This is a genomic window from Bradyrhizobium sp. 4 (genome assembly GCF_023100905.1).
In the GTDB taxonomy this organism is placed as follows: Bacteria; Pseudomonadota; Alphaproteobacteria; order Rhizobiales; family Xanthobacteraceae; genus Bradyrhizobium.
The window spans coordinates 1,934,319-1,948,245 of sequence record NZ_CP064686.1 but is presented as its reverse complement, the minus strand read 5'-3'; the positions used below and the strand labels follow the sequence as shown (position 1 = coordinate 1,948,245).

Below are 13,927 nucleotides of genomic sequence, written 5' to 3'. Positions count from 1 at the left end.
TCTATTCGCCTCATGAATTTGAATTCGCTTGACCTCAATCTCCTGACCGCGCTCGACGCGCTGCTGCGCGAGGCCAACGTCAGCCGCGCCGCCTTGCGGATCGGGCTGTCGCAGCCGGCGGCCAGTCATGCGCTCCAGCGTCTGCGCGACATCTTTCGCGATCCGCTCCTGGTCCGCACAGGCGCGCGCATGGAGCTGACGCCGCGGGCGCAAGCCTTGCGCGCGCCGCTGGCGCAGGCGCTCGACCAGGTGCGCGGGCTGTTCCTATCGGACGAATTCGACGCGGCGCGCAGCGAGCGGCAATTCCGACTGATGATGCCGGATCTCGCGGTAGAGCTGTTGATGCCGCCCTTGATGGAAAAGGTGACGCAGGCCGCCCCCAATGTCCGAATCGACGTGGTGCCGTGGCGGGGACCGGCGATTTTCCACGCCGAGTTCGCCCGCACCATCGATCTCGTGATCTCGATCGGCAACGCCTTCAAGGGCTTTCACCGCCAGCTGCTCTACACCGACAGCGACGCGCTGGCGGTGCGGCGCGGCCATCCCGTGGCTGCGAAGCTGAAACGGCGCGAGATGTTCCTGGCCGCGCGCCATGTCGGAGTAATTATCCGCGGCCAGCCGGAGGACCTGATCGACACCTGGCTGCGCACCAAGGGCATCGACCGGCACATTTCATTGGTCGTCCCGGGCTATCTCGAAGCGCTGCACGTCGCTGCCCGCACCGACCTCGTCGCCTTCGTGCCGCACCGGCTGATCGGGGCGCTGTCCAAGAAGCTCGGCCTCGTCACGGTGACGCCGCCGCTCGACCCCGGCATCGACGAGCAGTTCATGTTCTACCCGACCCGCGCACAGATGGATCCCGGCTCGATCTGGCTCAGGCGGCTGATGTTGGAGACGGGACGCGAATTGGAGAAGAAAGGGCGCGCTGGGTAAGACGCAACTTCAAAGCAAATGGTGTCGTCCCGGGTCTGCGCTTACGCTTGCCCGGGACGACAAGGGAATATGTTCCCGCGCTGCTACGCCTTCTGCGCGTCCATCACCTTGCGCACGGCGGGGCGGTCGGACATGCGCTTGAAATGATCGGCGATCTTCGGCGTCGCGTTGATGTCGACGCTATCGCCTTCGAGCCAGGTCGACAGGGTGTAGAGATAAGGATCGCAGATCGTGAACTGCTCGCCCATCACCCAGGGCCCCTTGTACATCTTCTGCTCGATCAGGGCGAAGCAGGCCCCCATGGTCTTCGGGATCATCGCCTTCATGTCGGCGAACGAGCTTTCTTCGCTCGCCCAGCGTGCGCCGCGCATCTTGTGGGCATGGTTGATGTGCACGGTCGAGCAGAGGTAGGAGTTGAACGACTGCACCTGCGCGAAGTCGAAGGGATCGTCGAGCGGCGCGAGCTTCGCCTTGGGGAAGGTCTGCGCGAGATAGGCCAGCATCGCCGGGGTCTCGGTCAGGACGCCGCGATCGGTCACCAGCGCGGGCACGCGGCCTTTCGGGTTGATCGCGAGATACTCCGCGCTGTTCTGCTGGTTGGTCTTGAAGCTCAGCCGCTCCGCCGCGTAGTCGGCGCCGGCTTCTTCCAGGGTGATGTAGGTGGCGAGCGCGCAGGTGCCGGTGGCGTAGTAGAGCTTGAGCATGTCGGACCTCATGGGAAAGCCGGAAGGTAACGGCTGCGGGCCCCGAGGTCCATAGCACGAACTTCTCTTCGCAGTTGCCCACCGGCGCCCGGCTGTGCCAAGACGCCCCGAGTTGGAGGGGCTTTCCCATGACCGTACTCATCGCCGGTGGCGGCATCGGCGGGTTGACGCTTGCGCTCAGCCTGCACGGAATCGGCATTCCCGTAAAAGTGTTCGAGAGCGTCGCCGAACTGCGGCCGCTCGGCGTCGGCATCAACGTGCTGCCGCATGCGGTGCGCGAGCTGATCGAGCTCGGCCTGATGGACAAGCTCGATGCTAGCGGCGTGCGCACCCGCGAGCTTGCCTATTTCTCCAAGCACGGCAAGCCGATCTGGAGCGAGCCGCGCGGGCTGGAGGCCGGCTATAAATGGCCGCAGTTTTCGATCCATCGCGGCACGCTCCAGCAATTGCTGCTCGACACCGCGATCGAGCGCCTCGGCCGCGACAACATCCTCACCAGCCATCATCTGACCGGCTGGAGCGAAACCGCCGACGGCGTGCGCGCCGATTTTATCGACAAGGCCACCGGCAAGGCCGCGGGGACTTACGACGGCACGATCCTGATCGCCGCCGACGGCATCCATTCCGCCGCGCGAGAAAAACTCTATCCCGACGAAGGCCCGCCGATCTGGAACGGCCGCATCCTCTGGCGCGGCGTCACACCTGCAAAGGCCTTCCTCAGCGGCCGCACCATGATCATGGCCGGCCACGAGATCCTGAAATTCGTCTGCTATCCGATCTCGAAGGAACCTGACGCCGCGGGCAACCATCTGATCAACTGGGTTGCCGAGCGCCACATGCCGCCGACCTATCAATGGCGGCGCGAGGACTATAACCGCACCGCGCGCCTGAAAGAGTTCTTGCCCTGGTTCGAGAGCTGGCAGTTCGACTGGCTCGACGTGCCGGGCCTGATCAAGAACTGCCCGCACGCCTATGAATATATCCGCTGGTCGATCGCGATCCGGTGTCACAATGGACCTTCGGCCGCGTCACGCTGATGGGCGACGCCGCACATCCGATGTACCCGATCGGCTCCAACGGTGCCTCGCAGGCGATCCTCGATGCCCGCACCATCACCCGCGAGATCCTGGCGCACGGCCCGACGCAAGCGGCCCTGCTCGCCTATGAGGCGGAGCGGCGGCCTGCAACCACCAGTCTCGTCCTGCTCAACCGCAAGAATGGCCCGGAGCAGGTGATGCAGCTCGTCGAGGAGCGCGCGCCGGATGGCTACAAGGTCGTCACTGACGTGCTGTCGCAACAGGAGCTGGAGGATGTTGCCGCCAACTACAAGCGCGTCGCGGGCTTCCAGGTCGAAGCGCTGAATGCGAAGCCGCCGATCGTGAGCGCGGGTGCGCGCGCGACGAAATGAGTATTCGCACCAAGCGAGACGCACGTTGATGCGCCCTCGCCCCTTGCGGGAGAGGGCAGTGACGCCGGCAGACGCAAGCTCACTTGGGTGAGGGGTCTGTCTCCGCGAGTCTAACTCTCATTTGAACTCGCCGAGACAAACCCCTCATCCGGCGCTTCGCGCCACCTTCTCCCGTAAGGGGAGAAGGAAAAAAGAGTGCGCGGCAGCTATTTGCTCACCACCCTCGCCGCCTCCAGCAACCGCTCGCTCGCGCTTGCCGTCGCCAGCAGCGTGCCGTCTTCCGCCGTCAGCTTTGCCTCGACGAACGCAATCGTCCTGCCGAGCTGCGTCACCTTGGCTTCACCGATGATCGGTCCGGGCTTTGCGGGCGCCAGGAAATTCACGGTCATGCTGATGGTGGTGGTGTAGAGCCTGCCCTCGCTCATCACCAGCACGGCGGGGCCCATCGTGTCGTCGAGCATGGCCGAGAGCATGCCGCCCTGGATGAAGCCGGCCGGATTACAGAACTCCGGCTTGCCGTCGAAGGCGAGCTTGATCCAGCCTTCCCCGGGACGGGCATCGAGCAGGCGCCACCCCAATAGCTCGGCACAGGGCGGCCTGGGAAAGTTGTCGAGCGCGGTCTTGATCATGCGAGCCTCCGTTGCCGACCACAGCTAACGCAGGCCTGCTGCCAGCATGTTGTCAGCAGGATGGGCTGCTAGGGGTCCAATCCATGCGCAATCACCTTACGCATGACGTTGGGCAATGCTTCGTCGGCGAGCGTGGCGATGGGCACCCAGCGCATGCCTGCCGGTGCCCGCGTGCGCATTACCACCTTCGCCGTGTAGACCACCAGTTCCAGCGGGAAATGCGTGAAGACGTGGGTGACCACGCCGATCTTGCGCTGCCAGCGCGAGAGCCCCTTCAGCTCGGGTGCCTGCTGTTTTGCCTTGGCATCTTCTTGCCCGGCCAGCCAATGCGATCCCGGTACCTCGGTCATGCCGCCGAGCAGACCCTTCTCGGGACGGCTGCGGACGAGAAGCTCGTCGCCGCGCGTGACAACGAAGGCGGCGCCGCGCCGTAGCGCGCCGCTCTTCTTCGGCGCCTTGCGCGGGAACGTGTCTTGCGTTCCGAGCGCGCGCGCCGTGCAGTCCTCGTTCAGCGGGCATAACGAGCAGGCCGGCTTTTTCGGCGTGCAGATCGAGGCCCCCAGATCCATCAGCGCCTGGGCGCTGTCACCGGCGCGAGAATCGGCAAGCAGCGTCGCAGCCAACTCCTGAATCAGCGGCTTGGCCTGCGGGAGCTCTTCTTCAACTGCAAAGAGCCGCGAGACCACGCGTTCGATATTGCCGTCGACCGGCATGGTGCGGCGGTCGAACGCGATCGCCGCGATCGCTGCCGCCGTATAGGGCCCGATGCCCGGCAGCGCACGCAGGCCCACTTCGGTGTCGGGAAAGGCGCCGCCGTGCTCGCGCGTCACCGCGACCGCGCAGGCATGGAGATTACGGGCGCGAGAATAATAGCCGAGCCCGGCCCACATCCGCAGCACGTCGTCTTGCGAGGCCCGTCCGAGCGCGGTGACATCAGGCCAGCGCGCGACGAATTTTTCGAAATAGGGCCCGACCGCCTTCACCGTGGTCTGCTGCAGCATGATCTCGGACAGCCAGACGCGGTAAGGGTCGGATGCCTCGCCGGGCGCAGCGCGCCAGGGCAAGCGGCGGCGGTGGCGGTCGTACCATTGGAGCAGCGCGAGCGGGCGCGACGAGGTCTCCGGCGGAACTGGTTCCGATTTCGCCTTGAGGGCGGATTTGGGGCTCATGTTCACACTGTAGCGGCAATGCACCGATCTCTCCACGTCGTGCCCACGCTTGTCGCGGGCATCCACGTTTTTCTTCGCGGCGAAGAGCCTGTGGCCGACGCGCCGGAGTGCTATAAGGTCCCATGTCCAAGCTTCGCCCCATGAAACCCGGTCCTATCAGCGCCAAGCCGTTGTCGCTTCTGCTCAACGACGTCTTCGCCGAGGCCTATGCCAAGCAGGGTTTTGCCGCGCGCGAACTGGTGACGCGGTGGGCGCAGATTGCCGGACCGGAGATCGCGGCCCATGCCGAGCCGCTCAAGATGCAATGGCCGCGGCCGGTCGAGGGTCAGCCGCAGGAGCCGGCCACGCTGGTGCTGCGGGTGGAGGGGCCGATGGCGCTGGAGATCCAGCACTCCGCCGATGTGATCCTGCAGCGGGTCAACCGCTTCTTCGGCTGGAGCGCGGTCGGCAAGCTGGCCTTCCGCCAGGCTCCGCTGTCGCGCGCCCGCCGGCAGACCCGGCCCGCCCCGCCGGACGCCAAATCGGTGGCCGAGGTGGCTGAGCGCCTGGGCGACATCGAAGATGAACAATTGAAGTCGGCGCTGGCGCGCCTCGGGGCCGCCATCAAGCGAAATTGAGCCTTATTCTGCGGCCAAACTGGACCTCTCCTTGCCGCTCGCCATTGCCTCAAGCGACGTTTCAAGCTAGCGACAGGCCGTCTGAATGGGAATTTCGGGCGAGACCACGCCAATCCGGGAGCCGACCTTGATCATCACCCGCCGCGCCTTCACCTCGATGCTGTCGCTGACCGGGCTTGCCGCGCTCGCTGGGTTCTCGCCGCTGCGATTCATCTCCGATGCCATGATCCCTGAAGCCATGGCGCAGGCGGCGGCCGGCGACGTCGCCAAGCCGGTGTCGCTGCCCGACATGGCGCTGGGCCCGAAGGACGCCGCCGTCACCATCACCGAATACGCCTCGATGACCTGTCCGCATTGCGCGGCCTTCAACGAGCAGGTGTTTCCCAAGATCAAGTCGGAATACATCGACACCGGCAAGGTGCGTTACGTCTTCCGCGAGTTCCCGCTCGACATCAAAGCCGCCGCTGGCTCGATGCTGTCACGCTGCATCGCCAATGGCGATGCGCCGAAATACTTTGCCGTCACCGACATGCTGTTCCGCCAGCAGAACGACTGGGTGGTGAAGAACACCACGGAGACCCTGACCCGGATCGGCAAGCAGGCCGGTCTGACCCAGCAGCAGGTCGAGGCCTGCCTGAAGGACCAGGCGCTGCTCGACAAGATCGCCGCCGACCAGAAATATGCCAGCGACGTTCTGAAGGTCGATTCGACGCCGACGTTCTTCGTCAACGGCGAGAAGATCAAGGGCGAGACCTCATTCGAGGAATTCGCCAAGAAGATCAATCCGCTGCTCAAGAGCTGATTCGCTCGTCAAGATTCTGATTCGCATCTCGATAGCCGTATCTTTCCCGGCATAAATCCCTTGGGAAAAGCGGCTTTCGCCGGTTGCCCTCGCGGCGCACCGCGGCCATTGTCCGACCGCATGAGGCGCCTCGCGCGACTCGCCCGGATAGCGACATTGCCTTCCATGGTATTGTCCCGGCAGGGGGATTCGCGCCTGCCAACAGAGATGCGTGCTTATGAAAATCACCCGCCTGCGCCTTCACGGCTTCAAGTCCTTCGTTGAGGCCACCGACTTCGTCATCGAGCCCGGCCTGACCGGCGTGGTCGGCCCGAACGGCTGCGGCAAGTCGAATCTCGTCGAGGCGCTGCGCTGGGCGATGGGCGAGACCTCCTACAAGTCGCTACGCGCCGCCGACATGGACGCGGTGATCTTCGCCGGCTCCGGCAATCGTCCGGCACGCAACCACGCCGAAGTGACGATGACGATCGACAATTCCGATCGCACCGCGCCGGCGGCGATGAACGACAGCCAGCTGCTGGAAATTTCCCGCCGCATCGAGCGCGAGGCCGGTTCGGTCTACCGCATCAACGGCCGCGACGTGCGCGCCCGCGACGTGCAGATTCTGTTCGCCGACGCCGCCACCGGCGCGCGCTCGCCGGCCCTGGTCCACCAGGGCAAGATCGGCGAGATCATTCAGGCCAAGCCCGAGCAGCGCCGCCGCGTGCTGGAAGACGCCGCCGGCGTCGCCGGCCTGCACGCCCGCCGCCACGAAGCCGAGCTGCGGCTCAAGGCGGCCGAAACCAATCTCACCCGCGTCGAGGACGTGATCGGCCAGCTCGCCGGGCAAATGGAAGGCCTCAAGAAGCAGGCCCGCCAGGCCGTGCGCTATCGCGAGGTCGCGGCCAAGGTCCGCAAGGCGGAAGCCACCCTGTTCCACCTGCGCTGGATCGGCGCCCATGCCGACGTCAACGAGTCCGGCCACACCCACGATCTCGCGGTCCGCGAGATGGCCGAGCGGACCCAGCACCAGGCCGAGGCCGCCCGCATCCAGGCGATTCGCGCTGCCGAAATGCCGGCGCTGCGCGATGCCGAAGCCCGCGCCGCAGCGGGGCTGCAGCGCCTCACCAACGCCCGCGAGCTGCTCGATCGCGAGGAAGAGCGCGCCAAGGAGCGCGTCGCTGAGCTCGAGCGGCGCCTCGCACAGTTCGAAGGCGACATCTCGCGTGCCCAGCAGCAGACCATGGACGCCGATGTCGCGCTGCAGCGCCTCGACGCCGAAGATGCCGAGCTGAAGGAAGAGATCAAGTCGCGCGTCGAGAAGCGCTCCGGCGTCGATGAGCGTGTTGCCGAAGCCGAGGCGGTGCTGACCGAGACCGAGCAGCAGTTCGCCGAGCTCACCACCGCGCTCGCCGATCTCACAGCCAAGCGCAATCAACTCGAAGCCAACGTTCGAACCCACCGCGACAAGCTCGCCCGGCTCGACCAGGAGATTTCGAACGTCGCGGCGGAAGAGCAGAAGCTCACCGAGGCGACCGGCGGCTTCGGCGATCTCGACGAGCTGACCGCGACGGTCGAGAACGCCGAGCAGACACTGGCGGCCTCGGAAGCCGCGGCTCAAGCCAGCGAAGCCGCGCACGTCGCGGCGCGGCAGACGCTGGAATCCTCGCGCTCGCCGCTGGTCGAAGCCGACAAGCGCGTGCAACGGCTCGATACCGAGGCGCGCACGATCTCCAAGATCCTCAACGGCGAGACCAAGAATCTGTGGCCGCCGATCATCGACGGCATCACCGTCGACAAGGGATTTGAAAAGGCGATCGGCGCGGCGCTTGGCGACGATCTCGACGCGCCGGTCGATCCGTCCGCGCCGATGCGCTGGACCAATGCCGGCGTCACCGACGGCGATCCGGCACTGCCCGACGGCGTGGTGCCGCTCGCCAGCCACGTGCAGGCCCCGGCCGAGCTGACCCGCCGCCTGGCGCAGATCGGCGTGGTGCCGCGCGAGCGCGGCGCCGAGCTGGTCTCGCAGCTCAAGACCGGCCAGCGGCTGGTGTCGCCCGAAGGTGACGTCTGGCGCTGGGACGGTTTTGTCGCAGCCGCCCACGCGCCGACCGGCGCAGCACGGCGGCTTGCCGAGCGCGCCCGCCTGATCGACATCGAGAACGAGCTGGAGCAGGCCCGCATCGACGCGCAGATCAAGCGTCAGGCGCTGGAGAACGCCGAGGCCGAGCTGCAGATGGCCGCCAGCACCGAAGGTGCGAGTCGCGAAGCCTGGCGCGCCGCGCAGCGCGAGCTCAACGTCGCGCGCGAGCGCCATGCCACGGTCGAGCGCGAAATCAGCCGCCACGCCGCGCGCAAGGCGACGCTGTCGGAAGCGCACAGCCGCCTGGCCGCCGACCGCGCCGAGGCCGAAGCCGCCTACGAATACGCCGAAGCCGGGATCTCCGAGCTGCCGTCGAGCGAGGACACCGAAACCCGTCTCGCCGCGGTCCGCAGCGACATCGAAGGTCATCGCCGCATGGCCGCTCAGGTCCGCGCCGAGGCACAGGCGCTGGCGCGCGAAGCCGAGCTGGCCGACCGCCGCGTGCAGGCGATCCTCGCCGAACGCACCGAGTGGCAGAACCGCAAGGAGAGCGCCGCCTCCCACATCGACACTATCCAAGCGCGCATCGCCGAAGTCTCGATCGAGCGAAGCGACCTGGAGAACGCGCCGGCCGTGTTCGCGGAGAAGCGCAGCGCGCTAATCACCGAGATCGAATACGCCGAAAACGACCGCCGCATGGCTGCCGATGCGCTCGCCAGCGCGGAAACCGCGATGGCCGAAACCGATCGCGTCGCCAAGCTGACGCTGGAGGCGCTGTCGAGCTCGCGCGAGGCCACCGCCCGCGCCGAGGAGCGCATGGAAGGCGCACGGCGCCGGCTCGAGGACATCGAGCGCGAGATCCGCGACATGCTGGAAGTCGAGCCGCAGGCCGTTGCCGGCCTCGCCGAGATCGAACCCGGCGCCGAGCTGCCGCCGCTGCACGACATCGAGGAAGACCTCGAAAAAATGCGCCGCGACCGCGAGCGCCTGGGGGCGGTCAATTTGCGCGCCGAGGAAGAGCTGCGCGAGGTCGAGACCCAGCACAACGGTCTGGTCACCGAGCGCGACGACCTCGTCGAGGCCATCAAGCGGTTGCGCCAGGGCATCCAGAGCCTCAACAAGGAGGCGCGCGAGCGGCTCCTGACCTCGTTCGAGGTCGTCAACAACCACTTCAAGCGCCTGTTCGTCGAGCTGTTCGGCGGCGGCGAAGCCGCGCTGCATTTGATCGAGAGCGATGACCCTCTTGAAGCCGGTCTCGAAATCATCGCCAAGCCGCCGGGCAAGAAGCCGCAGACGCTGTCGCTGCTCTCCGGCGGTGAGCAGGCGTTGACCGCGATGGCGCTGATCTTCGCGGTGTTCCTCACCAATCCTTCGCCGATCTGCGTGCTGGACGAAGTCGACGCGCCGCTCGACGACCACAACGTCGAGCGCTATTGCAACCTGTTGCACGAGATGACCGCCTCGACCGACACGCGCTTCATCATCATCACCCACAACCCGATCACGATGGCGCGGATGAACCGCCTGTTCGGCGTCACCATGGCCGAACGCGGGGTCTCGCAGCTGGTGTCGGTGAACCTGCAAGAGGCGGTGGATATTCTCGACCAGAACGTGGCGTGAGCTTCCGGTCGTTCCACACCCATTGACGTCGTCATCCGCGAAAGCGGATGATCAAACATGATCTCTCCGACTCTCCCCGCCGAACTGAAAGCGGCGCTCGACGGCAAGCTGCAGGGCTTTTCCCGCACCGACGCTGCGCAGCGATCGCAGAAGATCTCCACCACCTACCGCGCAGGCGGTGGCTCCGGCACGATCAAGTCGGAGGCCGATGCGCTCGCCTATGCGCTCGCGCGCATGCCGGCGACTTACGCGGCGGTGGCGGCCAGTCTGAATGCGCTGACCGAGATCGTACCGGACCTCGCTCCGGAAACACTGCTCGACGTCGGCGCAGGTCCGGGCACCGCGAGCTGGGCCGCGGCGGAGGCTTTCTCCTCGCTGCAGGATTTCACCCTGCTCGACGCCAACGCCACGCTCAGCCGTCTCGCGCTCGAACTGGCGCGCGACAGCACGCGTTTGGCGGATTGCCGCTATCTGCCGGGCGATGCCGGCGCGAACCTCGCCGAGATCTCGCAAGCCGATCTCGTCGTCGCGAGTTATGTCATCGGCGAGCTCAGCGAGAGCGATCAACGCAAGCTCGCGGAAGCGATGTGGGCGAAAGCGCGCCACGCGCTGGTCGTAATCGAGCCCGGCACGCCCGCCGGCTACGCGCGCATCCTCGCTTTGCGCCAGCAACTGATCGCGGCGGGCGCCTACGTCGCCGCACCCTGTCCACATGAAAAGCCGTGTCCGCTGGCGGCGCCGGACTGGTGCCATTTCTCCCAGCGCTTGCCGCGCTCGCAGGCTCACCGCCAGATCAAGGGCGCCGAGGTGCCGTTCGAGGACGAGCGATTCATCTACGTGGCGCTGATCCGCACGCCGCCCGCAACCCGCGCCGCACGCGTGCTGGCGCCGCCGGATATCGGCAAGGCCGAGATCACGGCAAAGCTCTGCACCGGGAAAGGCCTCGCGATCACGAAAGCGCCGCGCCGTGACAAGGCCGCCTATGCGAGCGCTCGGCGCTGGCGCTGGGGCGATGGCGACCTGTCCGAAAGTTAACCTCCTCCGGCTCTTTCACCTTGAACTCGGATAGCCTCTCATCCGACCAAATCCTACCTTCCCTCTGCGCCGGGCTCTCGCTCCGCGCCAATTTGGTCTACCCTAGCGCCCGCCTTCTTCCCCCTTCAGGAGTTCTCCATGTCGACCGGCTGGATCGTCCTCGGCGTTATCGTCGTCCTCGTGTTCTTTGCCTTCGCCGCCTACAACCGGCTGGTGGCGCTGGGCCAACGCGTCGGCCAGGCCTTTGCCGACGTCGACGTGCAGCTCAAGCAGCGTCACGATCTGATCCCGAACCTGGTCGAGACGGTGAAGGGGTATGCCTCGCATGAGCGCGGCACGCTCGACGACGTCATCAAGGCGCGCAATTCGGCGATGTCGGCGCAGGGACCGGCGCAGGTGTCCGCGGCCGAGACCCAGCTCTCCGGCGCGCTCGGCCGGCTGATCGCGCTGTCGGAGGCCTATCCCGACCTCAAGGCCAATGCCAATTTCCAGCAGCTCGCCAGCGAGCTGTCCGACCTCGAGAACAAGATCGCGGCCAGCCGCCGCTTCTTCAACAACGCGGTCCAGGAATACAACACCGGCATCCAGCAGATGCCCGCCGCTCTGTTCGCCGGCATGTTCGGCTTCACCAAAAAGGACTTCTTCGATCTCGGCGCCAGCCGCACCGAGGTCGAGGCCACGCCGCAGGTGAAGTTCTGAGTTGAGCCGATAGGCCGGCAGGGCATCGCGTCATGGCCGCGTATGGTCTCTACACGCACATCGCCTCGAACAAGTTTCGTTCGATGCTGCTGCTCGCCGGCCTGTTCGCGCTGGTCTATGTGCTTGTCTATGCCGGCGCGCTGATCGCTGAAGTCGTCATCAACGGCGACGAGACCGTCGTCCATTATCTGAGACGCGCCTTCTATGATCTGAAAGTCGCCGCACCGGTTGCGACCGTCGTGGCAGCGGCCTGGATCGTGATCGCCTATTTCTTCCACCAGTCGATGATCGATGCGGTGACCGGAGGCCACGACGTCACCCGGCAGGAACAGCCTCGGCTCTATAATCTGCTCGAAAATCTCTGCATCTCGCGCGGCATCACGATGCCGAAGCTGAAGATCACGGAGAGCCCGGCGCTTAACGCGTTCGCGACCGGCCTCAATCCACGGCAATATTCGGTCACCGTCACCACCGGTCTTCTCAATGCGCTTGATGACAAGGAGATCGAGGCGGTGCTGGGCCATGAGCTGACCCACATCAAGAACGGCGACGTGCAGCTCATGGTGGTCGCCGTCATCATCGCGGGTGTGGTCGGGTTCTTCGGCGAACTGTTCTTCCGCCTGTTCACGAATTTCAGCTGGGGCTCCGGCGGCTCGTGGTCGTCGGGCTCCTCCTCGTCGTCACGATCGTCCTCGTCGTCGAGCGACAGCAAGAGTTCGGGGGGCGGCGCGGTGATCGTCATCATCATCGCGGTCGTGCTGATCGTGGTGGCCTGGCTGTTGTCGCAGGTGGTGAAGCTCGCGCTGTCGCGCTCGCGGGAATATCTCGCGGACGCGGGCTCCGTCGAGCTGACGAAAAACCCGGACGCCATGATCTCGGCACTGCGCAAGATCGAGAACCGCGGCGAACTACCGGGCGCAACCTCGGCAGTGATGGAGCTCTGCGTCGACAATCCGCGCGAGGGGTTTGCCGATTTGTTCGCGACCCACCCTTCGGTGCAGTCCCGGGTCGATGCGCTGGTCAAGTTCGCCGGCGGCCATGATCCCGGCCCGCTGCCGCCTCCCGCCGACGGGACCGAGGAGCCAGACACGCAGGCCGACCGGCCGGACGCCCCACCGGCGCTGCGGCAGGGTCCCTGGAATGACGCTGATGGCGCGGCCAATCCGCCGCCGGTGCCCGCACCCAGCTCAGCCGGAACCGCCAGTAGCAACCCAAGAGGCAATCCCGTGCGCAATCCCTTGAGTAATCCCTTGGGTCCTTGGGGCCGCCATTGAGCGCGATTTGACGCCATGCGCGGCGGGTTTCGTCGCGATTGGGAAAAACCTCGGGAATTGCCGTAACTGGGGTCTGCGGAATTGAATTCTCCCTTGTTTCTGCCATGTTCGCGCCCAACAGCAGACTTGGGACATCTTTGCGACATCGATTTGGGGCCCGGCCGATTGCGACTTCGCGATCGGGGGGCGCGTTAGGGGACAGCAATGGCAAAGCCGGCAGTGGTTGTGGTGGGCGCAGACAAGGGCGGGGTCGGCAAGACCACCGTGTCGCGCACCCTGCTCGATTATTTTTCCGCCAACAACGTGCCGACGCGCGCCTTCGACACCGAGTCGCCGCGCGGAACCCTGAAGCGCTTCCACCCTGACATCACCGAGATCGTCGACATGACGACGACGTCGGACCAGATGAAGATCTTCGATACGCTCAACGCGACGAGCCCGTCGGTTACCGTGATCGACGTCCGCGCCGGCCTGCTCTCGCCGGCGCTCGCCTCCTTGCGCGACATCGGTTTCCTCGACGCCGCCAAGGCCGGCCAGATCACCTTTGCCGTGTTCCACATCCTCGGACCCTCGATCGCCTCTCTGGACGAAATCGCCGAGACCGCAGGCTTCATGGGGGGCGCGAAATATTTCCTAGTCAAGAACTTCATCAACGATACCCAGTTCTTCCAGTGGGACCAGGCGACTTACCAGTCGTATTTCAACCGCATCAAGGACGCGACCGAGCTGACCATCCCCAAGCTCAACGAAATGGCCTATGAGCAGGTCGAGGTGTCCTCCGTCCCGTTCCTGAAATTCGTCGCCAACAAGGGCATCAACGACGAGGCAGCGAACTATTCGTTCGTGCTGCGCGGCTATGTCCGGCATTGGCTTGCGAACGTCTGGAGCGAATTCGACCGGATCCGGCTGACCGATATCGTCGGCTCGACGAAATCCGGGAGCCGCAACAGCGAAAAATAGTTGCGCAAGCCGGGC

Annotated in this window: 11 protein-coding genes and 1 pseudogene; 9 read left to right on the top strand and 3 right to left on the bottom strand. The window is 65.6% G+C overall.

Annotated features, from left to right (window positions below):
* Positions 1-12: 12 nt before the first annotated feature.
* Complete coding sequence (locus IVB45_RS08900; protein ID WP_247357020.1) at positions 13-933, top strand: LysR family transcriptional regulator; 921 nt, start codon at positions 13-15, stop codon at positions 931-933.
* Positions 934-1,016: 83 nt separating this feature from the next.
* Here the strand turns inward: IVB45_RS08900 and IVB45_RS08895 are convergent, their stop codons facing one another.
* Positions 1,017-1,637 carry a glutathione S-transferase family protein gene (locus IVB45_RS08895; protein WP_027568589.1) on the bottom strand — a complete coding sequence of 207 codons (621 nt, stop codon included), beginning with the start codon at positions 1,635-1,637 and terminating at the stop codon, positions 1,017-1,019.
* Positions 1,638-1,765: 128 nt separating this feature from the next.
* On the opposite strand from IVB45_RS08895, the pseudogene IVB45_RS08890 reads away from it, so the two are divergent.
* Positions 1,766-3,045, top strand: a pseudogene (locus tag IVB45_RS08890) (flavin-dependent oxidoreductase).
* Positions 3,046-3,251: 206 nt separating this feature from the next.
* Here IVB45_RS08890 and IVB45_RS08885 read toward each other — a convergent pair.
* Together IVB45_RS08885 and mutY are read right to left on the bottom strand one after the other, a co-directional pair.
* Positions 3,252-3,674, bottom strand: a complete 423-nt coding sequence (locus IVB45_RS08885) for a PaaI family thioesterase (RefSeq protein ID WP_247291238.1) — start codon at positions 3,672-3,674, stop codon at positions 3,252-3,254.
* Positions 3,675-3,742: 68 nt separating this feature from the next.
* Positions 3,743-4,843 (bottom strand): A/G-specific adenine glycosylase, encoded by a 1,101-nt coding sequence (mutY, locus tag IVB45_RS08880; protein WP_247357021.1) that lies wholly within the window; start codon positions 4,841-4,843, stop codon positions 3,743-3,745.
* Positions 4,844-4,965: 122 nt separating this feature from the next.
* Here mutY and IVB45_RS08875 point away from each other — a divergent pair, with 122 nt between their 5' ends.
* From IVB45_RS08875 to IVB45_RS08845, 7 genes are all read left to right on the top strand, one after another.
* On the top strand, positions 4,966-5,460 hold the full coding sequence (locus IVB45_RS08875; protein WP_247291241.1) for a DciA family protein: 495 nt from the start codon (positions 4,966-4,968) through the stop codon (positions 5,458-5,460).
* A gap of 127 nt (positions 5,461-5,587) precedes the next feature.
* Positions 5,588-6,262 (top strand): DsbA family protein, encoded by a 675-nt coding sequence (locus IVB45_RS08870; RefSeq protein ID WP_018454930.1) that lies wholly within the window; start codon positions 5,588-5,590, stop codon positions 6,260-6,262.
* Between the two features lie 217 nt (positions 6,263-6,479).
* The gene (locus IVB45_RS08865; RefSeq protein WP_247357022.1) at positions 6,480-9,944 is read left to right on the top strand and encodes an AAA family ATPase; all 3,465 of its coding nucleotides are present in this window, start codon (positions 6,480-6,482) and stop codon (positions 9,942-9,944) included.
* A gap of 57 nt (positions 9,945-10,001) precedes the next feature.
* The gene (locus tag IVB45_RS08860) at positions 10,002-10,979 is read left to right on the top strand and encodes a small ribosomal subunit Rsm22 family protein (protein WP_247357023.1); all 978 of its coding nucleotides are present in this window, start codon (positions 10,002-10,004) and stop codon (positions 10,977-10,979) included.
* Positions 10,980-11,117: 138 nt separating this feature from the next.
* A complete protein-coding gene (locus IVB45_RS08855; RefSeq protein ID WP_027516414.1) occupies positions 11,118-11,678 on the top strand; it encodes a LemA family protein in 561 nt (186 codons plus the stop codon).
* Positions 11,679-11,710: 32 nt separating this feature from the next.
* Complete coding sequence (locus tag IVB45_RS08850) at positions 11,711-12,952, top strand: M48 family metallopeptidase (protein WP_247357024.1); 1,242 nt, start codon at positions 11,711-11,713, stop codon at positions 12,950-12,952.
* A 204-nt stretch (positions 12,953-13,156) separates the two neighbouring features.
* Positions 13,157-13,912: a hypothetical protein gene (locus tag IVB45_RS08845; protein WP_027516412.1), complete on the top strand. Its 756-nt coding sequence runs from the start codon at positions 13,157-13,159 to the stop codon at positions 13,910-13,912.
* Positions 13,913-13,927 lie beyond the last annotated feature (15 nt).

What these genes read in the sequence shown, in the direction of transcription:
- IVB45_RS08875 (WP_247291241.1), top strand. Translation starts at nt 4,966, where the DNA reads ATGTCCAAGCTTCGCCCCATGAAACCCGGTCCTATCAGCGCCAAGCCG.
- IVB45_RS08850 (WP_247357024.1), top strand. Translation starts at nt 11,711, where the DNA reads ATGGCCGCGTATGGTCTCTACACGCACATCGCCTCGAACAAGTTTCGT.
- IVB45_RS08860 (WP_247357023.1), top strand. Translation starts at nt 10,002, where the DNA reads ATGATCTCTCCGACTCTCCCCGCCGAACTGAAAGCGGCGCTCGACGGC.
- IVB45_RS08845 (WP_027516412.1), top strand. Translation starts at nt 13,157, where the DNA reads ATGGCAAAGCCGGCAGTGGTTGTGGTGGGCGCAGACAAGGGCGGGGTC.
- IVB45_RS08865 (WP_247357022.1), top strand. Translation starts at nt 6,480, where the DNA reads ATGAAAATCACCCGCCTGCGCCTTCACGGCTTCAAGTCCTTCGTTGAG.
- IVB45_RS08885 (WP_247291238.1), bottom strand. Translation starts at nt 3,674, where the DNA reads ATGATCAAGACCGCGCTCGACAACTTTCCCAGGCCGCCCTGTGCCGAG.
- IVB45_RS08895 (WP_027568589.1), bottom strand. Translation starts at nt 1,637, where the DNA reads ATGCTCAAGCTCTACTACGCCACCGGCACCTGCGCGCTCGCCACCTAC.
- IVB45_RS08900 (WP_247357020.1), top strand. Translation starts at nt 13, where the DNA reads ATGAATTTGAATTCGCTTGACCTCAATCTCCTGACCGCGCTCGACGCG.
- IVB45_RS08855 (WP_027516414.1), top strand. Translation starts at nt 11,118, where the DNA reads ATGTCGACCGGCTGGATCGTCCTCGGCGTTATCGTCGTCCTCGTGTTC.
- mutY (WP_247357021.1), bottom strand. Translation starts at nt 4,843, where the DNA reads ATGAGCCCCAAATCCGCCCTCAAGGCGAAATCGGAACCAGTTCCGCCG.